We start from the raw sequence: 22,754 nt of genomic DNA on the forward strand, positions 1-22,754 counted from the left end.
GGCATGCCCGCGAACCCTTACGGACGGTTCGGGTAGAGGCCGGTCGTCGCGATGCAGACGGTCTGCCCGATCGCCGGGGACTGGGTGGAGACCTTCTGGGTGGCACCGGCCGACGCGGGGGCGACCGCCACGGTGCCGCCGGTGATGCCGGTGTTGGGAACCGTGACGCTGCCGCTGGCCGTGCCGGCCACCTTGGCGCCCGTGCCCGGGCCGCTGGTGTTGTACGGTCCCTTCAGGGTGATGCCCGCGCCGCCGTCGTCGAGCAAGGTCTCACCGAGATAGACGGTGCCTGAGGTCGGGGCCGACACCGGGGTACCGCCGTTGGTGACGGGGACGCTGACGGTGCCGGTGAAGGGAACGGTGGTCGAGCCGCCCGAGCCGCCGCCGGTGCCGGTGAAGGTGGCGGTGTGGGTGTGCGGCTGCAGCGGCACCTGGGCCGCCGAGAGCAGAAGCTCCTGCTGGCCGACCTTGGCGCCGATGGCGATGTTCGCCAAGCCGGGGCCGGTCCCGGTGCCAATGGCGGCGCGGCCGCGCAGGTCGGGGACGGCGAAAAGATCGTTGTTGTTGCCGCCGTAGCGGTAGCCGATCAGGGCGAACAGGGCCTGGTTCTCGCGGACCGCCAGCGTGCGGCCGTCGGCCACCACATAGCCCTGCGGGCACCAGTCGAACGAGTAGGTGCAGATGGTGCCGATGTACGGTTCCACGTTGCAGGCGGCGGCGGGGGTGCTGACCAGAGCCAAGCCGCCGGTCATCGCAAAGGCGGCGGAGAGAAGGAACTTGCGCATGGTGGGTCCTCGGCGTTGAAGAGGTTCGGGTTTCGGCTACGCGATCCGTTACGGACGGTTCGGATAGAGGCCGTTGGCCACGATGCAGACGGTCTGTCCGATCGCCGGGGACTGGGTGGAGACCTTCTGGGTGGCGCCGGCCGACGCGGGGGCGACCGCCACGGTGCCGCCGGTGATGCCGGTGTTGGGAACCGTGATGGAGCCGCTGGCCGTGCCGGCCACCTTGGCGCCCGTGCCTGGGCCGCTGGTGTTGTACGGCCCCTTCAGAACCATGCCGGCGCCGCCGTCGTCGATCGAGGTGTCGCCGAGATAGACCGTGCCCGAGGTCGGGGCCGACACCGGGGTGCCGCCGTTGGTGATGGGAAGGCTGACGGTGCCGGTGAAGGGAACGGTGGTCGAGCCGCCCGAGCCGCCGCCGGTGCCGGTGAAGGTGGCGGTGTGGGTGTGCGGCTGCAGCGGCACCTGGGCGGCCGAGAGCAGAAGCTCCTGCTGGCCGACCTTGGCGCCGATGGCGATGTTCACCAGGCCGGGGCCGGTCCCGCTGCCGATGGCCGCGCGGCCACGCAGGTCGGGGATGCCGAACGTGTTCACGTTGTCGCCGCCGTAGCGGAAGCCGACCAGCGCGAACAGCGCCTGATACTCGCGGATCGCCAGGGTCCGGCCGTCGGCCGGGATGTAGTTACGGGGACACCAGTCGAACGCGAAGGTGCAGACGGTGCCGATGTAGGCCTCGTCGTTGCAGGCCGCTGCGGGTGTGCTGAACAGAGCCATGCCGCTTGCCATCGCAAGCGCGGCGGGGAGAAGAGCCTTGCGCATGATGTGTCCTTCGCGTTGGGATTGTTTTTTGTTCAGACGGATGGTTGCCATACAAGTGAATGAATTTATTTTTTCACGAACTTATTATTCCATATCCCGCTAAGGTGGTTAAACGACATTTTTATACAAATATTTTCATTTTCCGATGCCTCCTGTTCCTTGCACGCATAGCGTGCGACGGCGCCATGAGAGGCTGTCCTGCCGGCCCATGCCGCGGATCGCCGAGGAGCGCCGCAGACCCTCGGGGCACCCCCTCCGCGCGGTCCCGGCGTCCGGAACCGGATCGGATGGGGCACGTTGTTCCAAATGGGCCATCGGGTTGGAGGCTCGGGGGCGGAGGCATGGCGCCAACATCATGAAAATCATCATTTTCGGACAATCCATCAGCTCCTCCTGGGGCAACGGGCACGCCACCTTGTGGCGGGGGCTGATCAAGGCTTTGGCGCGGCGGGGCAACCGCGTCGTCTTCCTGGAGCGCGACACGCCCGAGCGGGCGCAGCACCGCGACCTGTGGGAGGTGCCCGGCGGCGAGCTTCTGCTCTACGGGCGTTGGGAGGAAGTAGCGGCGGCGGCGCAGCGCCACGCCGACGAGGCGGACGTCGCGATGGTGACCTCCGGTTGTCCGGACGGGGCGGCGGCCTCCCACCTCGTGCTGGGATCGAAGGCGCAACGCACGGTCTATTACGACCTCGACACGCACATCACCCTGTCCCGCTCCGAAACGGGGGAACGGCCGGCCTATCTGCCGCCGGACGGTCTGGGCGGGTTCGACACCGTGTTGAGCAGCACCGGCGGGGAAGCGCTCGAGGCGCTGAAGACTGAACTGGGCGCCCGGTACGTGGCGCCGCTCTACGCCTGGGTCGATCCTGACCTGCACCGGCCCGTCGACGCGGTGCCGCGCTATCTCGGCGATCTCTGCCATCTCGGAGCCTGGGTCGAGGACCGGCGGGCGGCGCTGGAGGCGCTGTTCCTCGAGCCGGCCCGGCGGTTGGGCCGGCGGCGCTTCGTCCTGGCCGGCGGCGGCTACCCGGACGACGCGTCCTGGGGCGCCAACATCCGGCGCGTCGAACATCTGCCTCCGGCGGAGCACGCGGCCTTCTTCCGCTCGTCCACCCTGACGCTGAACGTGACCCGGCGGTCCCTGAAGGCGATGGGCTGGTGCCCGTCGGTCCGGCTGTTCGAGGCGGCGGCCTGCGGCGTTCCGGTGATTTCCGACGCGTGGGAGGGGCTCGGCGCCTTCTTCGAACCGGGGCGCGACATCCTGGTCGCGCGGGAGACCGACGACGTGACCACGGCGCTGATGCTGCCGCGCGGCCATCTCGCCACCCTGGCCCAGCGCGCGCGGTCGCGCGTTCTGGAGGAGCACACGGCGGAGCGGCGCGTGCGGGAGTTGCGCTCCATTCTCGACATCAAGGGGGGCGGCGATGATTGATCCGACGTCGCCCGGTTGCCCGGGCCGCCTCTGTTGGAAGTAAGCCGCCCTGGGCGTTCTGGCCGTCCGGTCGGGTTCCCGGTTCCGAGGTCGGCAGCCCGGTGCAGGACGGCTATCCCTTCCGCGAGTCGATCCACTTCCAATACCCCGGTTACCGGAAGCCCTTTTTCGTAGAAAACAAAGAGGGGGCAATGGCAACAGGGCTGTCCCGATTCCGGCTTTTCCCCAGATCATCAAGGCGTCGGAAAGAAGAGCGAGCGTCAGACAATAAGTTTCAATGAATAACACCACAGGGACATGGGATGAACGAAGCGGTGAAGCGTAGGAACGGATCGGCGGGAGAACCTCATCCGAGCGTCGGCGTCCTGTCGGGCCTCCGTTTTGCGGAGGCGGCCCAATGGCATTGACCATCCTCACCGTGGCGTCGCCCTTCGCCCCGGTCGGCGCCGATCCGGAGAGCGACGGCACGGCGGAGCAGGTGGCCGGCGCCATCGACGCCGCCCTGGTCCGTGCCGGGCACCGCTCGGTCGTCATCGCTCCGGAGAATTCGGCGGTGGCGGGAACGCTGATTCCCCTGGCGCGCGTCCATGGCGGCGCGCATGGGCATGCGCCGGACGAGCGGGCGCAGGCGGCCGTTCTGAGGCGCGTCGCCACCGTGGTCGCCGGGGCGGTGGAAGACCACGCGCCGGATCTCGTCCACATCCATGTCCGGGACTTCGACGTCCTGCTGCCGCCGCAGGACGTGCCGGTTCTGACGACGCTTTACCAGCCGCTCGACCGTTACCGGCCGGAGGCGCTGGCGTTCCGGCGGGCGAACCTGCATCTCCAGCCGGTGTCCGCGGCGCAGGTGCGCGGCGCCTCGTCGGCGCTGTCCCTGCTGCCGCCGCTGGAGATCGGGGTGGCGGTGGACCGCCTGCACATCCGCGTGCCGAAACGCCGCTTCGCCGTCTGCCTGGGCGACATCGAGCCGGAGATGGGCTTCCACATCGCGCTGGACGCGGCGCGGCAGATCGACATGCAGCTTCTCCTCTGCGGCGGGCTGTCCCGCAACGCGGAGGACCAGCGCTATCTCCAGGAGGAGATCCGGCCGCGGCTGGACCCCAAGCGCCGCTTCCTCGGGCGGATCGGCTTCGGGCGCAAGCGCTGGATGCTCGGGGCGGCGCGCTGCCTGCTGGCGCCCAGCCTGATGTCGGAGCCGACGCCCGTCGCGGCGCTGGAGGCGCTGGCCTGCGGCACGCCGGTGGTGGCCTTCCCGACCGGCGCTCTGGCCGACCTTGTGGAGCCGGGCGTCACCGGCTTCCTGGTCAAGGACGCCGAGGAGATGGCCCGCGCCATCGAGGACTGCGAGGGCTTGGACCCCGACGCCTGCCGCGCCGTCGCCCGCGCCCGTTACTCGCTGGACGGCATGACGGAACGCTATCTGACGCGGTTCGAGGAGCTGGTGGCCGGAGGGGCGACGGCGGCGGGTGCGGGGATGGCGTAGCCCCGCCACCTGTTCCTAGGGCGCGGCGCCGTAGAGCTTCGCCATCGCCACATGGTCGGTCAGCCGTCCGTCGATCAGGCTGTGGCGGCGGGCCACCGCCTCCTCCCGGAAGCCGTGCCTGGCGTAGAAGCGCCGGGCGCGGCCGTTGTGGCCGAACACCCAGAGCGACAGCCGGTGCAGCCGCCGCGCCCGCACCCAGAGGTCCGCCGAGGCGATCAGGCGCCCACCGACGCCCGACGCCCAGAAGTCCCGGCGCACCGCCAGCCCCAGGCCGGCTTCATGGGCGGTTCGGGCGTAGGCGCCGGTCCACAGCGACAGGGACCCGGCGATGGTGCCGTCCACGACGGCCAGCAGGGTCGCCGCCCGGTCGCCGATCCTCTGTTCGGCGAGGAAGCGCCGGGCCGCCGCGACGTCGGGCAGGGATTCGGCGGCGCTGCGCATCAGGAAATGGGTCTCGCTGCGCACCGCGCGGTCGTAGGCGAGGTAGGCGGCGGCGTCCGCGGGCAGGGCGGGGCGGATCTCCAGCCGCCCGATCCGCGCCGGGGGCGGCGCGTCCACGATCGGGTCGGGCGTCAGGTCGGGCCATTCGGGAACATGCTCCGCCCCGATGAGCTTGCCCATCAGCCGCTCGCTGCGCCACGCGCCGTTGACGCGCAGCGCGTCGCGCATCAACCCCTCGTCGAGGAAGCCGAGCCGGTCATAAAGCGAGAGGGCGCGGCCGTTGCTCTCGGCCACGGTCAGTTCCAGCCGGTGCGCGCCGGTGCGCCGCGCCCAGCTCTCCGCCGCCGCGAACAGCGCGGTGGCGACGCCGCGCCCGTTCCAGTCGCGCCGCACCCCGACCGCCAGGGTCACCGCGCCGCGGTTGCGGCGGAACCGTCCGCCATGGGCGCTGAGATAGCCGACGAGCTCCGCGGGGCGGCTCCCCACGGTCTCGGCGACGAAGATCGTGGAATTGCCCAGCGCCTGGAAGGCGGCGAGATCGCGTCCCCAGAAGGGCCGCTCGCCGGGCTCGCGCAGCAGGAAATCGCTTTCGGCGTCGATCCGCGCGACCAGGGCCAGCAGGGCATGGCGCTCGCCGGGCCGGGCTTCGCGGATGGCGACGCCGCCGATGGACTGGCCGCCGATGGTCTTGATGTCCCGCATGGCGCGCAGCCTAGGCCCGCCCGCGGGCGATGGCAAAGCGGTTGTTGCCTTGCGGCCGGCGCGGCTATCGTCGCGCCATTGTCGAGACCTGGAGTTGCCATGCCCACCGTGTCCGTCCGTCCGGCCGTCGAGGCCGATTGCCCGACCATCCTCCGCTTCGTCCGGGAACTGGCCGCGTTCGAAAACGAACCCCACGCCGTGAAGGCGAGCGAGGCGGACTTCCGGCGCGACGGCTGGGGCGAGCGTCCGGTGTTCGAGGCGCTGATCGCCGAGCTGGACGGGGAGCCCGTCGGCTTCGCGCTGTGCTTTCGCAACTATTCGACCTGGGAAGGGCGGGCCGGCCTGTTCGTCGAGGATCTCTACGTCACTCCGGAGGCGCGGCGCTACGGCGTGGGCCGCAAGCTGCTGGCGACGGTGGCCAGACTGGCGGCCGAGCGGGGCTGCCGCCGTGTCGACCTGAATGTGCTGCACTGGAACCCGGCGCGCGATTTCTATCTGCGCATCGGCTTCAAACAGATGGAGGAGTGGCTTCCCTACCGTCTCACCGGCGATGCGATCGCGGCACTGGCCGCGCAGGCGGATGAGGCTTGAGGGAACGTCGGTATCTGACTGTTCCGGTGGGCTGACGGTCGGGGCTTGTCGATGGCCCCGACCTCATCGCCACCACGCTGTACTTACGCCTTGGTCCTGCGGGACCCTCAGGCGGCCTTGGCCGGCATCGCGGCGTTCAGCAGGTCCAGGTAGCCGGACCGCTCCTCGCGCAGGGTGGACAGCAGGTCGGCAAGGCTTTCGCGGACGAAGGGGTCGTTCTGGCCGTCGATCCGGTTCAGCGCCAGCTGGATGAACTCATCGACCAGGGCGATGTGAACGCGAGAGGACGAGGTAATCTGTTCGGTGGTGGTGGCGATCAGCATTTTAAAACTCCGTTTTGTCTTGTGTGTTCGTGATGTCTCTATTTGGCCATGTCCCGGTTAACGACTTACTAACGGGGGTTCCGCCGGGCTGGTGTCTTGAGGGGTAATCCCGCAACCGACAAATATAGGGTGCTTTTACCCGTTTGGATTAATACTTTTCTTTAGGCGCGCCGGTGCGGTTTTGGCGCTGTGAGACTTTTCAAGGACTTCCGGCAAAGGTCATAGCGGCCGGAGCGGCCTAGGCGGGATGGGGCGGAGCCTCAACGGCGGCCACCGCAAGCCTTAAACCGCTGCGGCGGGGCGTTAACAGGCCGCCCCGCCGGGCGGGGTACATCCTTTGCGGGAGCCCGGCATGCCGGGCGTAACCCTTTACGCGGCGCGCGGCAACCGGCCAGCGGCGTGGTCCATGCGGTCGGCGCGCTCCAGCGCCTGGGAAACCAGATCGTCGAACAAATCGTTGACCAGGGCCGACAGGCGCACCGGCGCGCCACCGAGCTGCGGCCCTTCCATCAGCAGGGAGCCTTCCTCGCCGGGGCCGATCACGCGCCAGCCCTGCGCCGTCATCTCGGCGACGCGGGTCTTGGCAATCAGGGCGCGGACATGGTCCAGGGCGACGTCGCTCATTCGAATCTCCCAGGGCTGTAGGAGGATGGCCGGGCCGGACGGCTGGGCCGTTCACGCAGAAACGGTAACGCAGGAAACGGAACGCAACAAGAACAAATTCGGCCGGACCCTCGCCCAAAGGGCATTCCGCGCGGATTCCCCTTGCCCGGCGGCCGATTCGGGAAAAAATGCCCTGACCGGAACGATGTTCGAACCGACGAGGACCTGACCATGACCGGTAAGACCGGGATGCGCACCGAGACCGACAGCTTCGGACCGATCGAGGTTGCCGCCGACCGTTACTGGGGCGCCCAGACGCAGCGCTCGCTGCGCAACTTCCGCATCGGCGGGGAGCGCATGCCGCCGGCGCTGGTGCGCGCGCTCGGCATCCAGAAGAAGGCGTCGGCGCTCGCCAACATGGCGCTGGAGGTGCTCGACCCCCGGCTGGGCCGCGCCATCGTCGAGGCGGCGGAGGAGGTGATCGACGGCACGCTGGCCGATCATTTCCCGCTGGTGGTCTGGCAGACCGGCTCCGGCACCCAGACCAACATGAACGCCAACGAGGTCATCTCCAACCGCGCCATCGAGGCGCTGGGCGGCGAGATGGGGTCGAAGAAGCCGGTCCACCCCAACGACCACGTCAACATGGGGCAGTCGTCCAACGACAGCTTCCCCACCGCCATGCACATCGCCGCGGCCGAGCAGATCCACCACGAGCTTCTGCCGGCGCTGGAGCACCTGCACGCGGCGCTGGCGGCGAAGGCGGCGGAGTTCGCCGACATCGTGAAGATCGGGCGCACCCATCTCCAGGACGCCACGCCGCTGACCCTGGGGCAGGAGTTCTCCGGCTACGCCACCCAGATCGCCTACGGGATCGAGCGGGTGAAGGCGTCGCTGCCGCAGCTCTACCGGCTGGCCCAGGGCGGCACGGCGGTGGGCACCGGCCTGAACGCCAAGACCGGCTTCGCCGAAGCCTTCGCCGAGGAGGTGGCGTCCATCACCGGGCTGCCCTTCGTCACGGCCGAGAACAAGTTCGAGGCGCTGGCGACCCACGACGCGCTGGTCGACGCCCACGGCAGCCTGAACACGCTGGCGGTGTCGCTGATGAAGATCGCCAACGACATCCGCCTGCTCGGCTCCGGCCCGCGCTGCGGCATCGGGGAGATCGCGCTGCCGGAGAACGAGCCCGGCTCCTCCATCATGCCCGGCAAGGTGAACCCCACCCAGTCGGAGGCGATGACCATGGTCTGCGCCCAGGTGATGGGCAACCAGACCACCGTCAGCATCGCCGGCGCCACCGGCCATTTCGAGCTGAACGTCTTCAAGCCGGTGATCGCCTACAACGTGCTGCAGTCGATCCGGCTGCTGGCCGACGCCTGCAACAGCTTCACCGACAACGCGGTCGTCGGCATCGAGGCGAACCGCGAGCGCATCGGACAGCTGCTGAACGAGAGCCTGATGCTGGTGACCGCGCTGAACCCGCACATCGGCTACGACAACGCGGCGAAGATCGCCAAGAAGGCGCACAAGGAGGGAACGACCCTGAAACAGGCCGGCGTGGCGCTGGGCCTGCTGACCGAGGAGCAGTTCGATCAGTGGGTGAAGCCGGACACCATGGTCAAGCCCCGGTGACCGGGGCCGCGCGCCGTCGATGAAAAAGCGCTCCGTCCTCATCGCCGGGCACCCGACCAGCGTCTCCCTGGAAGAGGAATTCTGGGAGGCGCTGAAGGGCCTCGCGCAGGCGCGGGGCATGTCGGTCAACGCGCTGATCGAGGAGATCGATTCGACCCGCAGCGGCAACCTGTCGAGCGCGATCCGCGTCTTCGTGCTGAACGCGGTGCAGGGGCGGGGGTAAGGGACAGGGTAGGGGCTCCCTCTCCCGCCGGGGCGCCCTGGACAGGCGGCGGGGGGACGGCTACACCCTTGCGCCGGACCGTCCCCTTCCCCTCGCGCCAGAGTGTCCGCCCGTGACGCCCGACATCACCTTCCTCGACACCGTCGCCTTCCTGTGGTTCCTCGCCTGCTGGGCGGGCTTCACGCTGATCCAGGACCACATGCTGGGCGGGCGCATGGTCGTCAACCAGCATCTGAAGAAGGTGCGACGCCATTGGATGGAGCGGATGCTGGAGCGCGACAACCGCATCATGGACTCGCAGCTCGTCGGCCACACCATGCAGAGCTGCACCTTCTTCGCCAGCACGAACATGCTGGTGCTGGCCGGTCTGGTCGGCGCCTTCGGCGCGGTAGAGAACGCCCACAAGCTGGTCGGCACGCTGTCCTTCACGGTGCCGACCAGTCGCGAGTTCTTCGAGCTGAAGATGCTGCTGCTCGTGGCGATCTTCACCTTCGGCTTCTTCAAGTTCACCTGGGCGCTGCGCCAGTACAATTACTGCTGCGCCCTGATCGGCTCCGCCCCGCTGCCTCCGGTGCCGGCGGAAGAGAAGACGGCCATGGCGGACAGCATCGCCGCGGCCATGACGCTGGCCGTCAAGGCGCTGAATGGCGGCATGCGCGCCTATTACTTTGCCATGGCGGCGCTGGCCTGGATGCTCGGCCCCTGGTTCTTCATGGTGTCCACCGCGGCGGTCATCGTCGTCCTGACCCGCCGGCAGGGCTTCTCCGCGACGGAGAAGGTCATCCGCGTACAGGCGGATGCGTTGGAGAAACGCAAACGGCCATGATGCACGGTTTTGGCGAGAAATAGGTTAAAATGTTCTAAATCTGCGACGTTATGGCCAATACGCTGCAGCGCAAATTAATGCTTTTGTCATAGCCGCCTGATGAACGCGTGCGTTGCAGCACGCCATGATCGAGGGGGTTGGCCATGGACATCGACACAGCGGTATCGGTCTTGAATTCGCTGGACGAGGCGGAGCGGCTCCTGGCGGAAGTCCGGCTGCATCCGGGGGCCTGCGGCGCCGCCAAGGAGTTCATGGACCGCAACCGCGAGCTGCTCGATCAGGCGCGCCACTTCATCGACGCCGCGCACGAACTGGGCTGACGCCGGTCCGGTTCGGGCGCGCCTCAGCCTTTCCTGAGGACCTTGCCGCCCGTGCCGGCCATCTTCGCCCAATCCTTGGCGAAATAGGCGAAGTCGCGGGATGGGCGGCTGTAGAGGTAGCCCTGCGCCAGCGGCACCCCCAGTTCCGTCAGAAGCTGCGCGTGCTCCGGCCCTTCCACCTGCTCCCCGATCAGCCCGAGACCGAGCTGGCCGCAGACGTCGACGATGGAGCGCAGCATCGCCATGTCGCGCCCGCTGTGCACGGCGCCGCGCACGAAATGCCCGTCGATCTTGGCGAAATCCGCCTGGAGGCCGTAGAGCGACTGGAAGGAGGTCGACCCGGCCCCGACGTCGTCCAGGCAGATGCGGAAGCCTGCGGCGCGCAGCTTCTGCAGGACCTCGTTCAGCTTGGCGATGTCGGTGACGACGACCGTCTCGGTCACTTCGAGCAGAAGCTTGCGGGCCAGATCGCCGTAGGGCTCGGTCACCGCAAGGAACTGGCGCAGGAAGATCGGGCTCATCAGCGTCTTGGCGGACAGGTTGATCGCCACGTCCGGCAGGGTCGGTTCCTTGCGGTGGGCGTGCATGGTGTCCAGCACCGACTGCGTCAGCAGCAGATCGAAGTCGTAGATCAGCCCGACATCCTCGGCGAAGGTGATGAAGTCCGCCGGTGACGGCATGCCCTCCACCCGGGTCAGCGCCTCGAGATGGTGGACGGTCCGCGTCCCGATGTCGACGATGGGCTGGTAGACGACGAAGAAGTCGCGCTTCTCTATGGTCGCGCGCAGCCGGCCGATGCGGTCCACCGCGTCGGACAGCATGCGCTTGGCCCCATCCTCCAGGCTGGAGATGGTGAACTCGCCGCCCTGGGCCGACGCGAAGGCCTGCACGGTGTAGACCAGAGCGCGCGCGGCGTCGGCGGGATCCAGCCGCTCGTCCGACACGTCCAGCGACCAGGTGCGGATGCCGCCGGGCAGTTCGCCGCCGGCGCTCTGGATGATCTGGGTGATGTGGGCCTGCACCTCCTGCCCGTCGATGTCGGAGGCGTGGACGATGCCGTAGCGGTCGGTGGCCAGTTGCCCGGCGCTGTCGCCGTTGGCGGAGATCGCCCGAAGATAGGCCTCGATCCCCTGCATCACCTCGCTCGCCGCCCCTTCCGGCAGGGCGTCGACCATCGACTGGAGCCCGTCGATCAGCAGCAGGGTCAAGGCGTTGTCCAGCCCCTTCTCCCGCGCCTTGAGGATGCGGTCCTCCAGGATGTGGCTGAAGGCGTTGCCGTCGAGAAGCTGGCCGGCCGCGGCCAGCGCCTCGTTGGTGTTGCGCGGGCCGGAGGCCAGCAGGACGGTCAGGAACAGCGAGCCGGGGCAGGAATCGAGCCGGCAGCCGCCGAGCAGCGCCGGAAAGCGGTTGCCGTCGCAGCCCTGGAAGACCACGCGCGCCGGCTTGATGCGGCCCTTGTCCTGGATGCGCTTGAACAGGACCGTGACGTACTTGCGGTCGTTGGGCGCGACGACGTCGAGCAGGTTGCTGCCGACCAGCCCTCCCACGTCGCCTTCGGTCAGGCGGCAGCGCGCCCCGGCGCTGAACAGGATGGTGCCCTTCGCATCGGTCTCGATCAGCAGATCCGCCGCGGCGAAGGCGAAGCCGACGAAGCGGTCGCGCTCGCGGTGCGACGGGCGCCGGACCTGCGTGCTGGTCTGCGGCACCGGGCGTCTGATCGAGTCATGCGCAAGCTGCATCGGCAATGGTCCGAAATTGAGAAAAAGTTTATCGAATTGCGTCATTCATTCAATGGAGACTAGCCGTGTTCCCGTTCTGAAAAAAGCGGCAAGATTTGCCCCGCCGTTCCGAACAAAAAATCGGAACGTAGAATTTTCAATGATTTAAAGAGAAATATGGTTTTGAGCCGCGCCGGATTATCGCACCCGTCGCGCGAAAAAAAGGAAAGCGGGCCGTTCCCGCACAGGAAACGGCCCGCCGTGACGCTCAAACGGGGGGAATCGACCGGGACGGTCAGGCGCGAGGACGGAGCCGGGTCACATGGCCCATCTTGCGGCCCGGGCGGGATTCCGCCTTGCCGTAGAGGTGCAGGCGGGCGCCGGGCTCCCCCATCAGATCCGGCCAGCGGTCCGCGTCGGCGCCGATCAAGTTCTCCATCTCGGCGTCCGCCACCCGCTCCACCGAGCCGAGCGGCAGGCCGCAGACGGCGCGGACGAGCTGCTCGAACTGGCAGGAATGGCAGGCGTCCATGGTCCAGTGGCCGGAGTTGTGCGGGCGCGGCGCCATCTCGTTGACCAGCACGCCGCCGTCCGGCGTCACGAACATTTCCACCGCCAGCACACCGACGAGGTCCAGCGCCTCGGCGATGCGGCGGGCGACCCGCTCGGCCTCCGCGGCCGTCGCCGCCGGGACGCGGGCCGGGGCGATGGTCGTGTCGAGGATGCCGTCCTTGTGCCGGTTCTCCACGGCGGGGTAGGCGGCCATGCGACCGTCCAGCCCGCGGGCGACGATCACCGACACCTCGCAGGTGAAGGAGACGAAGCCCTCCACGATGCCGGCGTCGGAGCCGATGGCCGCCCAGGCCTCCGCCGGGTCGCTGCCCGGCTCGATCCGCGCCTGCCCCTTGCCGTCATAGCCGAGGCGGGTGGATTTCAGGATGCAGCGCGGGCCGATCTCGGCCACCGCCGTCGCCACCTCGTCGGCGCTGCGGGCGGCGCGCCAGGGGGCGGTGCCGATGCCCAGCGCGTTGACGAAGGACTTCTCCTCCACCCGGTCCTGGGCGACCGACAGCACGGTGCCGCCGGGGTGGACGGGGGTGAAGCGGTTCAGATGCTCGACCACGGCGACCGGGACGTTCTCCCACTCCAGGGTCACCACGTCGACGGAGCGGGCGAAGGCCTCCAGCGCGTCGAGGTCGTCCCAGCCGGCGGAGGTGACGGCCGCCGCGACCTGGGCGCCGGGGCTGCCCTGCGATCCCGGCGCGTAGACGTGCGTCTTGTAGCCCAGACGGGCGGCGGCGAGCGCGGTCATGCGGCCGAGCTGCCCGTCGCCGAGCATGCCGATGGTCGAGCCGGGCGGAAGGATGCGTTGGGCCATGGTTCAGGCGGGCTCGTCGACGGGGGCTTCGGCGACGGCGGCGGTCTGGCGGGCGCGCCAGGCGTCCAGCGCCGCGGCGACCGTCGGGTCCATCAGGGCGATGACCGAACCGGCGAGCAACGCTGCGTTGATGGCGCCGGCCTTGCCGATGGCCAGGGTGCCGACCGGAACGCCGCCGGGCATCTGGACGATCGACAGCAGGCTGTCCATGCCCTTCAGCGCGTGGCTTTCCACCGGAACGCCGAAGACGGGCAGGGGGGTCATGGAGGCGGCCATGCCCGGCAGGTGGGCGGCGCCGCCGGCCCCGGCGATGACCACCTTCAGGCCGCGCTCACGGGCGGTGGTGGCGTACTCGACCAGACGCTGCGGGGTGCGGTGGGCGGAGACGATCCGGACCTCGTGCGGGACGCCGAGCGCGGTCAGCGTCTCGGCGGCGTGCTTCATGGTGGTCCAGTCCGACTGGCTGCCCATGATGATGCCGACCAGCGGCTTGCGGTCGGTGGTGGCGGCGATGGATGCGGACACGGCGCGCGCTTTCCTCTAGGTCCGGAAAGCGGCGCATTATAGAAAGCGCGCGCGCGGAGTCCAGCGCGACGCGATGCGCCGGGCCATGTACCCCGCCGAAAACCCGTCTCAGGCGATGATGTCGGGCAGCATACGGCTTTCCAGAACCATGATCTGGTCCTTGAGCGCGAGTTTGCGCTTCTTCAGACGTTGCATCTGAAGCTGGTCGAACGGCGCACGTTCGTGCAGTCGGGCGATCACGTCGTCGAGGTCGCGATGCTCGCTGCGAAGCGTGGCCAGTTTTTCCTTCAGCATCTCTTGTTCGTTCATACGCGCGGGGCCCGCTGGCTGAGCGGCGGGGACTATACCAGATTTCCGGCGCAACGGCAGTGCGAAACCACGCATTCTTCGCAGGGTTATAATCCGGTCGCCGGAATGTAATATACTCGGAGGACCAGAACCATTGCGGTGGAGCAACGTTCTGGTATGACTACCTTTCGCAGCGGTTCCAGACGACACGGGACAGTCATCCATGACAGCAGGCAAGCGCATCGGCATTCTCACCAGCGGCGGCGACTGCGCCGGGCTGAACGCGGTCATCCGCGCGGTGGTCCACCGGGCCGTCCTGACCTACGGCTGGCAGGTCCTGGGCATCAAGGAAGGCACCCAGGGGTTGCTGCAGCGTCCGGTGCAGTATCAGGTGCTCGACCTGCCGCAGGTCGACGGCAACATGATGCGCATGGGCGGCACGATCCTCGGCACGACCAACCGCGGCGACCCCTTCGCCTACCCGATGGCCGACGGCACCCAGAAGGACCGGTCGGACGAGATCATCGGCGGCTACCGCGAGCTGGGGCTGGACGCGCTGATCGGCATCGGCGGCGACGGCAGCTTCGCCATCCTGAAGAAGCTGGCCGACAAGGGCGGCTTCCAGATGGTCGGCATCCCCAAGACCATCGACAACGACCTTGGCCTGACCGAGGTGTCGGTCGGCTACGACACCGCCGTCGGTGTGGCGGTCGAGGCGCTCGACCGGCTCCAGCCGACCGCGGCCAGCCACGCCCGCGTCATGGTGCTGGAGGTGATGGGCCGCGACGCCGGCCACATCGCGCTGGCCGCGGGCATCGCCGGCGGCGCCGACGTGGTGCTGATCCCCGAGATCGCCTATTCCATCGAGAAGATCGCCCAGAAGATCAAGCAGGTGCGCTCGACCGGCCGCAACTTCGCGCTGGTCGTGGTGTCGGAGGCGGTGAAGACCGTGGACGGCACCGGCGTGCAGAAGCTGTTCCAGGGCGGCCAGAAGCGCTACGGCGGCATCGGCGACTACATCGGCGAGAAGATCGCCGAGGCGACGGGGGCGGAGACCCGCGTCACCGTCCTCGGCCACGTCCAGCGCGGCAGCATGCCCAGCCCGCGCGACCGTCTGGTCGCCTCGGCCTTCGGCGTGCACGCCGTGGACCTGATCGCGGAGGGCAAGTTCGACCGCATGGTCGCCTGGTCGGACCGCGGCGTCATCGACGTGCCGATCACCGAGGCCATCGCCAAATACGCTTGCGTGGAGCTGGACGGCGCCATGGTCAAGACGGCCCGCGGCCTGGGCATCAGCCTGGGCGATTGAGCGGGAACTCCAGGGAGGCAGGCGCGGCGATGTCGGAAAACCCGCTCTGGGACTTCGCGCTCGCCGTCTACGGGCGGCCCGGCGTGCCCGCCGCCTGCCTCGACCTCCAGGACCGGCTCGGCCAGGACGTGAATGTCCTGTTGTTCGCCGCCTGGGCGGGCATGGCCTGCAACGCCGACCTGCCGGCGGAGGAACTGGCGCGGATCGACTCCGCGGTCGCGCCCTGGCGGGACGAGGTGGTCCGCCCGCTGCGCACCGTCCGCCGCCGGGCGAAGGGCGAGGACGACGCCCTCTACAAGCGCCTGAAGGCGGCGGAGCTGGAGGCGGAGCGCGTCCAGCAGGACCGCCTCTTCGCCCTGTCCGGGCTCACCCCCGCGCCGGGCGGCGGCATCGCGCCGGCCGCGGCCAACCTCTACCGGCTGGTGCCGGAGGGCGACCCGGCGGTGATGGCTCTGCTGGCGGCGCTCGACACGCCGCCGGAGCCCTGAGGGCGACCGGCGCGGTGACCACGCGGCCCGTCCTCGCCTCCTCCCGGTTGATCCTGCGTCCCTGGCGCGACGGCGACGGCGAGGCCTTCCACGCGCTGTCGCAGAATCCAGCGGTGATGGAGCATTTGCTGCCGCTTCCCGACCGGGCGGCCAGCGACGCGGTGATCCGGCGCATCGGCGAGCATTTCGACCGGCACGGCTTCGGCTTCTGGGCGGTGGAGCGGCCCGGCCACGGCCCCTTCATCGGTTTTGTCGGTCTGGCCCGCGTGACGTGGGAGGCGCCGTTTGCCCCGGCCGTGGAGGTGGGCTGGCGGCTCGACCCCGCCCATTGGGGGCAGGGGCTGGCCACCGAGGCCGCCAATCTGGCGCTGGCACACGGGTTCTGCGCGGTCGGGCTGGACGAGATCGTGGCCTTCACCGTGCCGGCGAACCGGCGGTCGCAGCGGGTCATGGAGCGGCTGGGGATGGAGCGCGACGCGGCGGCCGACTTCGACCACCCGCGGGTTCCCGACGGGCATCGCCTGAAGCGGCACGTCCTCTACCGGATCGGGCGCGACCGCTGGTGGGCGAGGGTGAACACCGGCATGAATCCGGGAGTCAGCGGACCAGGATGAGGCTGTTGCGGTCGCCCGTCTCGTCGGACACCAGGAACGGCTTGCCGACATAGAAGGCCTGGCAGCGCTTGCCGCCGGACAGGCGGGTCAGCCCGGCTTCCCACTCCTGCCCGCGCGGCCCGAGGATGCGCAGTTTCAACTGGTCGAGCAGCGGGTAGATCTGATAGCCCTCGAGGTCCAGCGGCTCTCCCTTCGCGGAGAAGGCCTCCTGGTTCAGGGTGAGCGTCTTGCCGTTGAGGTCCAGCTTGACGTCCTGCGCCCATGGGCATCCGCCGCCGGCGGGCTTCTCGTTGGCCGCGGCGGGCATTGCGGTCAGGATCGCCGGGACCAGGGCGCAGGTCAGGGCAAGGGCGCAGACGTTCAAGGTGCTTGTCATCGACGGAATGCTTTTCATAAGCGGGAAGCGGTCCTCGCGCTGAATACCCCGGTATGTCCCAGGGCATGGGTGCAGAATAAGTTTTGCAAAAGTGAAATGCAACGCGGGGCTTCTCGTGGGTGGGTTGCGGGAACGGCAGGACTTGTGACCAATGCGTCAGCGGACCTGTCCGGTCCTTCGGCTTCCGGTACCCCTTCCACCATCAGGCACGTCCCATGGCGACGATCATCGAGGCCCTTCTGGCCGCCATCGACCATCACCAGTCGGGCCGTCTGGCCGAAGCGGCGACGCTCTACGGGCGGATTCTGGAGGCCGATCCGGAGCAGCCCGACGCCGCCCAGTTCCTGGGCGTGCTGCACGCGCAGACAGGGCGTCCGGCCGACGGGGCGCGGCTGCTGCGCCGGGCGCTGGCGCTGCGTCCCGACTCGGCGGGCGGGCACTCCAACCTCGCCGGGGCGCGTCAGACCATGGGCGACGCGGCCGGGGCGGAGGCTGGCTACGCCCGCGCCCTGAGGCTGGACCCGCTGCTTGCCGACGCCCACGCCAGCCGGGCCGCCGCGTTGCGCAACCTGAACCGGGTGCCGGAGGCCGCCCGTTCGGCGCAACGGGCGCTGGCGCTGCTCCCGGCCTCGGCGGATGCCCTGGTGAATCTCGCCGAAACGGCGCTCGCCGGTCGGCGGGGAGCGGAGGCGGAGCGGGCGGCCCGCCGCGCCGCCGTTGTGGCGCCGGGATCACCGGCGGCCCGGATGATGCTCGGCTCCGCCTGTGCCGCCCAGAAGCGCTGGGACGAGGCGGAGGCCGCCTACCGCGCGGCGCTGGACCGTGCCCCCGGCTATGGCGCGGCGTGGGGAAATCTCGGGTCGCTGCTCGCCGGGCTGGGCCGCTTCGAGGAGGCGCTGGCGGCCTTCGCCGCGGCCGAGGAGAGCGGCTTTTCCGGCCCGTCCCTGTGGTCGGCGCGCGGCAACGCGCGGCTCGCCATGGCCCGGCCGGTGGAGGCTCTGGCCGACTTCGACCGGCTGCTGGAGGTCCGCCCCGACGACGCCGGGATGCGCTGGAACCGCGGCTTCGCCCGGCTGCTGGCCGGGGATTGCGAGGGCGGCTGGCCGGAGTTCGACTGGCGCCGCCACGATGGGCGGGCGGAACCGCCCTGGCGCCGCTTCGCCCAGCCCACCTGGACCGGCGGCGACATCGCCGGGCGCACCATCCTGCTCTACGCCGAGCAGGGGTTGGGCGACACCCTGCAGTTCGTCCGCTACGTCCCGCTGGTGGCGGCGCGCGGGGCGCGGGTGATCCTGGAGGTGCAGCCGCCTTTGATGAGCGTTCTGTCTGGGCTGCCGGGGGTGGAGCGGCTGATCGCCCGCGGCGACCCGTTGCCGGACTTCGATCTGGAATGCCCGCTGATGAGCCTGCCGCGCGCCTTTGGCACCGCATTGGACACCGTGCCCGCCGCCGTTCCCTATCTGCGCCCCGACCAACAGCGCGCCGCCGCCTGGGGCGAGCGGCTGGCGGAGGGAAGGGGGCTGCGCGTCGGGCTGGTCTGGGCGGGCAACCCGCGCTTTCCCGGCGACGCGCTGCGCTCGCCCCGGCTGGCCGGGCTGCGGCCGGTGCTGGACGTGCCGGGCGTGCGCTTCTTCGGGCTGCAGAAGGGGCCGGGTCGCGAGGATTTGGAGCGGGTGCCGATGCCCTCGACCTTCACCGACCTGGGACCGGGCATCGCCGATTTCGCCGACACCGCGGCGATCATGGCCAACCTCGATCTCGTCATCTCCTCCTGCACCGGGCCGGCCCATCTGGCCGGGGCGCTGGGGGTGCCGGTGTGGGTCGTGCTGCCGCTGTCGCCGGACTGGCGCTGGATGGTGGGGCGGGAGGACAGCCCCTGGTACCCCACCGCCCGGCTGTTCCGCCAGACGCGCGTCGGCGATTGGACGGAGGTGGCCGGGCGGGTCGCCGAGGCGTTGCGTGCCGCGGCTCTTACGACTTGAGGGTGATCGTCGTCTGGGTCATCTCGTCGGCGGTGGACACCAGCTTGGAGGCGGCGGAGTAGGTGCGCTGCGCCTGGATCAGCGTGGTGAACTGCTCCTCGATCTTGACGTTGGAGCCCTCGACGCTGGCCGTGTTCAGTGACGCCCCGACGGTCTTCGGCGCGCTGGTGCCGGTCTCGCTGGTCAGGTTGCCGAAGGAGTTCAGGCGGATGGCGCCGGAATTGGCGGTGGTCCGGAACATGGTGCCGGACACGCTTTCCAGGTCGGTCGGGTTGACCACCGTCGCGTCGGGGATGCGGTAGACGTAGCGCTGCTTGCCGCCCTGGAAGTTCGCGGCGACGAAGCCGTCGGCGGTGATCTCCGACCCCTGGTAGGTGCCGGCGCGGATGCCGTTGTTGCCCTGGACGATTCCCAGATCCATGCCGGCGATGGTGGTGATGGAGTTGCTCATCTTCCCGTATGAGCCGAGATCCAGCGTCGTCTGGGCGAAGTCGCCGCCGGGATTCAGGGTCAGGGCCACTTGGCCGCCGGTGGGTCCGCCGGTCAGGGTCCCGTTGCGGGCGAAGTTCAGCGTGCCGAGCGATTTCCAGGTGGTCGGGTCGTTCACGTTGCCGTCGCCCACCGGCTTGCCGTCGGCGCCGATGACCCCGGCGTTGAAGACCTGCCACGTCGAGGTGCCGTCCTCCGCTTGCCCGGTCTTCACGAAGCGCAGCGCCATCGCCCCGTCGGCGCCGTTCTTGTCCACCATGTTCAGAACGACGCCGGTGGTGTTCGCCGTGGTGATCTCGCCGGTCACCGGGGCCTGGTCGTAGGGCAGGTTGAGGTTCAGCGACGCCTGGGTCGAGGCCTCGCGGTAGTCCTGCAGCCCGCTCAGTGAGACCGGGGTCATGCTGCTGAGGCTGCCGAAGGAGCCGGTGCCGCTGGCGGGGTCGAGCTTGAAGCCCATCAGCGCCTTGCCGGCGCCGTTCACCAGACGGCCCTCCTTGTCGGGAGAGAAGTCGCCCGAGCGCGTCAGGAAGACCGTGTCGTCGCTCGTCTGGGGGGCGGTCGCGGTCGTACCGGTCTGGGCGTCCAGATCCTGGACGAGGAAGAAGCCGTTGCCGACGATGGCCGCGTTGGTGGTGACGCCCGTCTGGGTGATCGTGCCGCCGCTGTGGTCCAGTCGCTCGAAGGCGCGCACCCCGTTGCCGGGGTCCTTGTTGCCGGTGCGGTCGCTCAGAACGAAATCGGCGAACTGGGTTTCGGACGCCTTGAAGCCGGACGTGGAGGCGTTCGCGATGTTGTTCGAAATGGTGCCCAGGGCGCGGTTCTGCGCCGTCAGCCCGAGAACGCCATTGTTGAAGATCGTGGTGATGCCCATGGTCCGGCCGCCTTGTTCCCGTCCGTGCGCGTCCGCCGGAACGCGCCGAACATGGAAGTGCAACCGTCGTGCCAGAAAGCGGTCACCCGCTGAAACAACCCTCCCCGCGGCGGGGGGCGGACTTGCTCGGGCCGCGGGAAACAGGGGATGGGCAGAAATTTCCCGGCGGAAGCGGCTCCTCACCGTCCGCTGGGCAGCTTTCGCCCACCCGGCACCCTCAGTCGGCTAGCTTCAGTCGGCCGGCCTCAGTCGACCGGCCTCAATCGACAGGCTCGAACATCTTGGTCTGGGAATTGATGGCCCACAGGTCGCCGCTGTCCAGATCGAACCACCAGCCGTGCAGTTCCAGCGACCCGGCCTCCACCCGCTCGCGGACGAAGGGGAAGGTCATCAGGTTGTCGACCGAGGTGCGGACGGCGGCGCGCTCGATCACGTCGGGCTTCTGCTGGAGACGCTCGAACTCGGCCTTGCGCCGTTCCTCGTCGGTGTCCCCCTGGGCGGGCGGGATGTAGGGATCGAGCGCCGCGCTGGCGATGGACACCCAGGGCGACACGAAGTCGTTCTGGTCCGGCTCGCCCTTGCGCAGGCGGATCAGCCCCTGGATGCCGCCGCACAGGGCGTGGCCCAGCACGATGACGTGGCTGACCTGGAGCACCCGCACCGCGTACTCGATGGCCGCCGAGGTGCCGTGGTAGCTGCCGTCCGGCTGGTAGGGCGGAACGAGGTTGGCGACGTTGCGGACGACGAACATCTCGCCCGGCTCGGCCTCGGTCAGCAGCGCCGGATCGACGCGGCTGTCGGAGCAGCCGATCATCAGGATCTTCGGCTTCTGCCCCTGCTCGACGAGCTGGCGCATGCTGTCGGGCCGGCGCTCGTAGTAACGCGCCCGGAAACCTTTCATCCCGGCGAGAAGCTGACGAATCGGAACGTCCTGGTCGCGGGTGTGTGGCATCGTTCTGATACCCCTCATCGGTCGGGATTTAGCGGATGCGGTATAGCCCAGGCCGGGTCATGTTTCCAGAACCTCCGCAGGCGCCGGCTCGCCCCAGCGGCGGACAATGCCCGCGTCCAGCCCGAACAGGTCGAGCGCACGCCCGACGGCATGGTCGACCAGATCGTCGATGGTCTGCGGGCGGCTGTAGAAGGCGGGAACCGGCGGGGCGATCACCGCCCCCATCTCGGCCAGCTGGGTCATCGTGCGCAGGTGCCCGAGATGCAGCGGCGTCTCGCGCACCATCAGCACCAGCGGGCGGCGCTCCTTCAGCGTGACGTCGGCCGCACGGGTCAGCAGGGTGGAGGTCACGCCCGTGGCGATTTCGCTCATCGTGCGGACGGAACAGGGGGCAACGATCATGCCCATGGCGCGGAAGCTGCCGCTGGCGATGGCCGCGCCGATGTCGGCGGCGGCGTAGGACACGTCGGCCAGAGCGCGCAGCTCCGCCACCTTCATGTCCGTCTCATGGGCCAGGGTGACCTCGGCGGACCGGCTGACCACGAGGTGCGATTCGACGCCGATCCGGCGGAGCACGGACAGCAAGCGGACGCCCAGGATCACGCCCGAGGCTCCGCTGATGCCGACGACAAGACGGGAGGGTGCAGTCATGGCGAAGAAGTAGCGCGCGGGTGGGGTGTCGTCCAGAGCGCGGTCTTCACGGGCCTTTCCGCAGGGCCGGCGCCGGGGACGGAGGGACGGCCATCCCCGGGGCACACAAGCAAAAAGCCCCCCTCCCGTCGGGGGAGAGGGGCCGGAAAAGCGGCGTCAGCGCGCCTCTTCCCGCTCCGAATAGGGCGACTCGTCGCCGTAGCCGTCCTCGCCGTCCTGCGCCTCGCGCTCCTCCTGCGACAGAGGAACACCGCCGCGACGGACCGCCAGGGCCAGCGCCTCCTCCAGCTCGCGCTGGGTGCACAGACCGAGCAGCACGGGGTTGCGCGGCTTGATGTTCGGGGCGTTCCAGTGCGTGCGGTCGCGCACCGCCGCGATGGTCGGCTTGGTCGTGCCGATCAGGCGGCAGAGCTGGGCGTCCGACAGCTCCGGATGATGCTTCAGCAACCAGGCGATGGCGTCGGGCTTGTCGCCGCGCTTGGTGATCGGGGTGTAACGCGGACCCTTCGACCGCGCCGCCGGGAGCGGCAGGTCGGGGACCAGCAGCTTCAGGCGCAGGTCCTGGTTGCGCTCGCAGCGCTCGATCTCGCCCTTCGTCAACTGACCGTTGGCCACCGGGTCCAGCCCGACCATGCCGACCGCCACCTCGCCATCGGCGATGGCCTGGACCTCCAGGGAATGCAGGCCGCAGAAGGCGGCAATCTGCTCGAAGGTCAAGGATGTGTTCTCGACCAGCCAGACGGCCGTCGCTTTCGGCATCAAGGGCAGTGCCATCGTCCCTCCTGACAACTCCAACCCGACCGCACCCGCTGGCGGGTGGCGCGATCGGCCATACTTTACCGGATGGTCCCGAGCTTCGCCCTCCATATCAGGGCCGGAACCGGTCGATGTAAGCGTGCTCGGGCAGGCGGCCGGGAAAACCCGGACACCGATCCT

25 protein-coding genes are annotated in these 22,754 nt (G+C 69.3%); 11 read left to right on the forward strand and 14 right to left on the reverse strand.

Annotation, left to right across the window (positions count from 1 at the left end):
- Positions 1-17 precede the first annotated feature (17 nt).
- Positions 18-785 carry a phage tail protein gene (locus ACWPN5_RS05110; RefSeq protein ID WP_492294607.1) on the reverse strand — a complete coding sequence of 256 codons (768 nt, stop codon included), beginning with the start codon at positions 783-785 and terminating at the stop codon, positions 18-20.
- 48 nt (positions 786-833) lie between these two features.
- Positions 834-1,556, reverse strand: a complete 723-nt coding sequence (locus ACWPN5_RS05115) for a phage tail protein (protein WP_200477491.1) — start codon at positions 1,554-1,556, stop codon at positions 834-836.
- Between the two features lie 400 nt (positions 1,557-1,956).
- Between ACWPN5_RS05115 and ACWPN5_RS05120 the strand changes: the two genes are divergently transcribed.
- Together ACWPN5_RS05120 and ACWPN5_RS05125 are read left to right on the forward strand one after the other, a co-directional pair.
- The gene (locus tag ACWPN5_RS05120; RefSeq protein WP_145684347.1) at positions 1,957-3,033 is read left to right on the forward strand and encodes a CgeB family protein; all 1,077 of its coding nucleotides are present in this window, start codon (positions 1,957-1,959) and stop codon (positions 3,031-3,033) included.
- A gap of 397 nt (positions 3,034-3,430) precedes the next feature.
- Positions 3,431-4,516, forward strand: coding sequence for a glycosyltransferase (locus ACWPN5_RS05125; protein WP_492294609.1), 1,086 nt, complete (start codon positions 3,431-3,433; stop codon positions 4,514-4,516).
- 15 nt (positions 4,517-4,531) lie between these two features.
- On the opposite strand, the gene ACWPN5_RS05130 is transcribed toward ACWPN5_RS05125, so the two are convergent.
- Positions 4,532-5,659, reverse strand: coding sequence for a GNAT family N-acetyltransferase (locus ACWPN5_RS05130; protein ID WP_492294611.1), 1,128 nt, complete (start codon positions 5,657-5,659; stop codon positions 4,532-4,534).
- A 99-nt stretch (positions 5,660-5,758) separates the two neighbouring features.
- Between ACWPN5_RS05130 and ACWPN5_RS05135 the strand changes: the two genes are divergently transcribed.
- Positions 5,759-6,250: a GNAT family N-acetyltransferase gene (locus tag ACWPN5_RS05135; protein ID WP_145684353.1), complete on the forward strand. Its 492-nt coding sequence runs from the start codon at positions 5,759-5,761 to the stop codon at positions 6,248-6,250.
- Positions 6,251-6,357: 107 nt separating this feature from the next.
- Here ACWPN5_RS05135 and ACWPN5_RS05140 read toward each other — a convergent pair whose 3' ends face one another.
- Both ACWPN5_RS05140 and ACWPN5_RS05145 read right to left on the reverse strand, forming a co-directional pair.
- Entirely contained in the window at positions 6,358-6,573 is a 216-nt protein-coding gene (locus ACWPN5_RS05140) for a hypothetical protein (protein ID WP_014239900.1), read from the reverse strand.
- Positions 6,574-6,942: 369 nt separating this feature from the next.
- Positions 6,943-7,197 (reverse strand): hypothetical protein, encoded by a 255-nt coding sequence (locus ACWPN5_RS05145; protein WP_492294614.1) that lies wholly within the window; start codon positions 7,195-7,197, stop codon positions 6,943-6,945.
- 210 nt (positions 7,198-7,407) lie between these two features.
- On the opposite strand from ACWPN5_RS05145, the gene fumC reads away from it, so the two are divergent.
- The 4 genes from fumC to ACWPN5_RS05165 all read left to right on the forward strand — a co-directional run bounded on the left by fumC (position 7,408) and on the right by ACWPN5_RS05165 (position 10,177).
- A complete protein-coding gene (fumC, locus tag ACWPN5_RS05150; protein ID WP_145684358.1) occupies positions 7,408-8,808 on the forward strand; it encodes a class II fumarate hydratase in 1,401 nt (466 codons plus the stop codon).
- Positions 8,809-8,827: 19 nt separating this feature from the next.
- Entirely contained in the window at positions 8,828-9,031 is a 204-nt protein-coding gene (locus tag ACWPN5_RS05155) for a ribbon-helix-helix domain-containing protein (protein ID WP_109068052.1), read from the forward strand.
- A gap of 112 nt (positions 9,032-9,143) precedes the next feature.
- Positions 9,144-9,857, forward strand: coding sequence for a DUF599 domain-containing protein (locus ACWPN5_RS05160; RefSeq protein WP_145679551.1), 714 nt, complete (start codon positions 9,144-9,146; stop codon positions 9,855-9,857).
- 143 nt (positions 9,858-10,000) lie between these two features.
- Entirely contained in the window at positions 10,001-10,177 is a 177-nt protein-coding gene (locus ACWPN5_RS05165; protein ID WP_186466095.1) for a hypothetical protein, read from the forward strand.
- Between the two features lie 23 nt (positions 10,178-10,200).
- On the opposite strand, the gene ACWPN5_RS05170 is transcribed toward ACWPN5_RS05165, so the two are convergent.
- The 4 genes from ACWPN5_RS05170 to ACWPN5_RS05185 form a co-directional block, all read right to left on the reverse strand.
- Complete coding sequence (locus ACWPN5_RS05170; protein ID WP_211111388.1) at positions 10,201-11,916, reverse strand: EAL domain-containing protein; 1,716 nt, start codon at positions 11,914-11,916, stop codon at positions 10,201-10,203.
- A 274-nt stretch (positions 11,917-12,190) separates the two neighbouring features.
- Entirely contained in the window at positions 12,191-13,273 is a 1,083-nt protein-coding gene (locus tag ACWPN5_RS05175) for a 5-(carboxyamino)imidazole ribonucleotide synthase (protein ID WP_492294618.1), read from the reverse strand.
- A 3-nt stretch (positions 13,274-13,276) separates the two neighbouring features.
- The gene (gene purE, locus ACWPN5_RS05180; RefSeq protein ID WP_492296354.1) at positions 13,277-13,744 is read right to left on the reverse strand and encodes a 5-(carboxyamino)imidazole ribonucleotide mutase; all 468 of its coding nucleotides are present in this window, start codon (positions 13,742-13,744) and stop codon (positions 13,277-13,279) included.
- Between the two features lie 162 nt (positions 13,745-13,906).
- Positions 13,907-14,092 carry a YdcH family protein gene (locus ACWPN5_RS05185; RefSeq protein ID WP_014239909.1) on the reverse strand — a complete coding sequence of 62 codons (186 nt, stop codon included), beginning with the start codon at positions 14,090-14,092 and terminating at the stop codon, positions 13,907-13,909.
- A 217-nt stretch (positions 14,093-14,309) separates the two neighbouring features.
- On the opposite strand from ACWPN5_RS05185, the gene ACWPN5_RS05190 reads away from it, so the two are divergent.
- From ACWPN5_RS05190 to ACWPN5_RS05200, 3 genes are read left to right on the forward strand one after another with little or no spacing between them, the layout of a single operon-like run.
- A complete protein-coding gene (locus tag ACWPN5_RS05190; RefSeq protein ID WP_014239910.1) occupies positions 14,310-15,395 on the forward strand; it encodes an ATP-dependent 6-phosphofructokinase in 1,086 nt (361 codons plus the stop codon).
- Between the two features lie 29 nt (positions 15,396-15,424).
- On the forward strand, positions 15,425-15,883 hold the full coding sequence (locus tag ACWPN5_RS05195) for a TIGR02444 family protein (RefSeq protein ID WP_200476967.1): 459 nt from the start codon (positions 15,425-15,427) through the stop codon (positions 15,881-15,883).
- Between the two features lie 14 nt (positions 15,884-15,897).
- On the forward strand, positions 15,898-16,497 hold the full coding sequence (locus tag ACWPN5_RS05200) for a GNAT family N-acetyltransferase (RefSeq protein ID WP_492294620.1): 600 nt from the start codon (positions 15,898-15,900) through the stop codon (positions 16,495-16,497).
- Here ACWPN5_RS05200 and ACWPN5_RS05205 read toward each other — a convergent pair.
- Entirely contained in the window at positions 16,481-16,873 is a 393-nt protein-coding gene (locus ACWPN5_RS05205) for a hypothetical protein (protein WP_492294622.1), read from the reverse strand. The two genes, ACWPN5_RS05200 and ACWPN5_RS05205, sit on opposite strands and share 17 nt — an antisense overlap.
- 215 nt (positions 16,874-17,088) lie before the next feature.
- On the opposite strand from ACWPN5_RS05205, the gene ACWPN5_RS05210 reads away from it, so the two are divergent.
- Positions 17,089-18,855, forward strand: a complete 1,767-nt coding sequence (locus ACWPN5_RS05210) for a tetratricopeptide repeat protein (RefSeq protein WP_492294624.1) — start codon at positions 17,089-17,091, stop codon at positions 18,853-18,855.
- On the opposite strand, the gene ACWPN5_RS05215 is transcribed toward ACWPN5_RS05210, so the two are convergent.
- The 4 genes from ACWPN5_RS05215 to ACWPN5_RS05230 form a co-directional block, all read right to left on the reverse strand.
- On the reverse strand, positions 18,845-20,215 hold the full coding sequence (locus tag ACWPN5_RS05215; RefSeq protein WP_492294626.1) for a flagellar hook-basal body complex protein: 1,371 nt from the start codon (positions 20,213-20,215) through the stop codon (positions 18,845-18,847). The two genes, ACWPN5_RS05210 and ACWPN5_RS05215, sit on opposite strands and share 11 nt — an antisense overlap.
- Before the next feature lie 259 nt (positions 20,216-20,474).
- Positions 20,475-21,167 carry a carbonic anhydrase gene (locus ACWPN5_RS05220; protein WP_137140232.1) on the reverse strand — a complete coding sequence of 231 codons (693 nt, stop codon included), beginning with the start codon at positions 21,165-21,167 and terminating at the stop codon, positions 20,475-20,477.
- A 57-nt stretch (positions 21,168-21,224) separates the two neighbouring features.
- Positions 21,225-21,818: a UbiX family flavin prenyltransferase gene (locus ACWPN5_RS05225; RefSeq protein ID WP_492294629.1), complete on the reverse strand. Its 594-nt coding sequence runs from the start codon at positions 21,816-21,818 to the stop codon at positions 21,225-21,227.
- Positions 21,819-21,974: 156 nt separating this feature from the next.
- Positions 21,975-22,592 (reverse strand): DUF1013 domain-containing protein, encoded by a 618-nt coding sequence (locus ACWPN5_RS05230; protein WP_145679542.1) that lies wholly within the window; start codon positions 22,590-22,592, stop codon positions 21,975-21,977.
- Positions 22,593-22,754: the final 162 nt, after the last annotated feature.

It is taken from the genome of Azospirillum sp. UENF 211521, assembly GCF_058780535.1.

Bases quoted from the DNA above. Each gene is read 5' to 3' on its own strand.
- ACWPN5_RS05110 (WP_492294607.1), bottom strand. From the start codon at position 785: ATGCGCAAGTTCCTTCTCTCCGCCGCCTTTGCGATGACCGGCGGCTTG.
- ACWPN5_RS05115 (WP_200477491.1), bottom strand. From the start codon at position 1,556: ATGGCTCTGTTCAGCACACCCGCAGCGGCCTGCAACGACGAGGCCTAC.
- ACWPN5_RS05120 (WP_145684347.1), top strand. From the start codon at position 1,957: ATGAAAATCATCATTTTCGGACAATCCATCAGCTCCTCCTGGGGCAAC.
- ACWPN5_RS05125 (WP_492294609.1), top strand. From the start codon at position 3,431: ATGGCATTGACCATCCTCACCGTGGCGTCGCCCTTCGCCCCGGTCGGC.
- ACWPN5_RS05130 (WP_492294611.1), bottom strand. From the start codon at position 5,659: ATGCGGGACATCAAGACCATCGGCGGCCAGTCCATCGGCGGCGTCGCC.
- ACWPN5_RS05135 (WP_145684353.1), top strand. From the start codon at position 5,759: ATGCCCACCGTGTCCGTCCGTCCGGCCGTCGAGGCCGATTGCCCGACC.
- ACWPN5_RS05140 (WP_014239900.1), bottom strand. From the start codon at position 6,573: ATGCTGATCGCCACCACCACCGAACAGATTACCTCGTCCTCTCGCGTT.
- ACWPN5_RS05145 (WP_492294614.1), bottom strand. From the start codon at position 7,197: ATGAGCGACGTCGCCCTGGACCATGTCCGCGCCCTGATTGCCAAGACC.
- fumC (WP_145684358.1), top strand. From the start codon at position 7,408: ATGACCGGTAAGACCGGGATGCGCACCGAGACCGACAGCTTCGGACCG.
- ACWPN5_RS05155 (WP_109068052.1), top strand. From the start codon at position 8,828: ATGAAAAAGCGCTCCGTCCTCATCGCCGGGCACCCGACCAGCGTCTCC.
- ACWPN5_RS05165 (WP_186466095.1), top strand. From the start codon at position 10,001: ATGGACATCGACACAGCGGTATCGGTCTTGAATTCGCTGGACGAGGCG.
- ACWPN5_RS05170 (WP_211111388.1), bottom strand. From the start codon at position 11,916: ATGCAGCTTGCGCATGACTCGATCAGACGCCCGGTGCCGCAGACCAGC.
- ACWPN5_RS05175 (WP_492294618.1), bottom strand. From the start codon at position 13,273: ATGGCCCAACGCATCCTTCCGCCCGGCTCGACCATCGGCATGCTCGGC.
- purE (WP_492296354.1), bottom strand. From the start codon at position 13,744: ATGGGCAGCCAGTCGGACTGGACCACCATGAAGCACGCCGCCGAGACG.
- ACWPN5_RS05185 (WP_014239909.1), bottom strand. From the start codon at position 14,092: ATGCTGAAGGAAAAACTGGCCACGCTTCGCAGCGAGCATCGCGACCTC.
- ACWPN5_RS05190 (WP_014239910.1), top strand. From the start codon at position 14,310: ATGACAGCAGGCAAGCGCATCGGCATTCTCACCAGCGGCGGCGACTGC.
- ACWPN5_RS05195 (WP_200476967.1), top strand. From the start codon at position 15,425: ATGTCGGAAAACCCGCTCTGGGACTTCGCGCTCGCCGTCTACGGGCGG.
- ACWPN5_RS05205 (WP_492294622.1), bottom strand. From the start codon at position 16,873: ATGACAAGCACCTTGAACGTCTGCGCCCTTGCCCTGACCTGCGCCCTG.
- ACWPN5_RS05210 (WP_492294624.1), top strand. From the start codon at position 17,089: ATGGCGACGATCATCGAGGCCCTTCTGGCCGCCATCGACCATCACCAG.
- ACWPN5_RS05215 (WP_492294626.1), bottom strand. From the start codon at position 20,215: ATGGGCATCACCACGATCTTCAACAATGGCGTTCTCGGGCTGACGGCG.
- ACWPN5_RS05220 (WP_137140232.1), bottom strand. From the start codon at position 21,167: ATGCCACACACCCGCGACCAGGACGTTCCGATTCGTCAGCTTCTCGCC.
- ACWPN5_RS05225 (WP_492294629.1), bottom strand. From the start codon at position 21,818: ATGACTGCACCCTCCCGTCTTGTCGTCGGCATCAGCGGAGCCTCGGGC.
- ACWPN5_RS05230 (WP_145679542.1), bottom strand. From the start codon at position 22,592: ATGGCACTGCCCTTGATGCCGAAAGCGACGGCCGTCTGGCTGGTCGAG.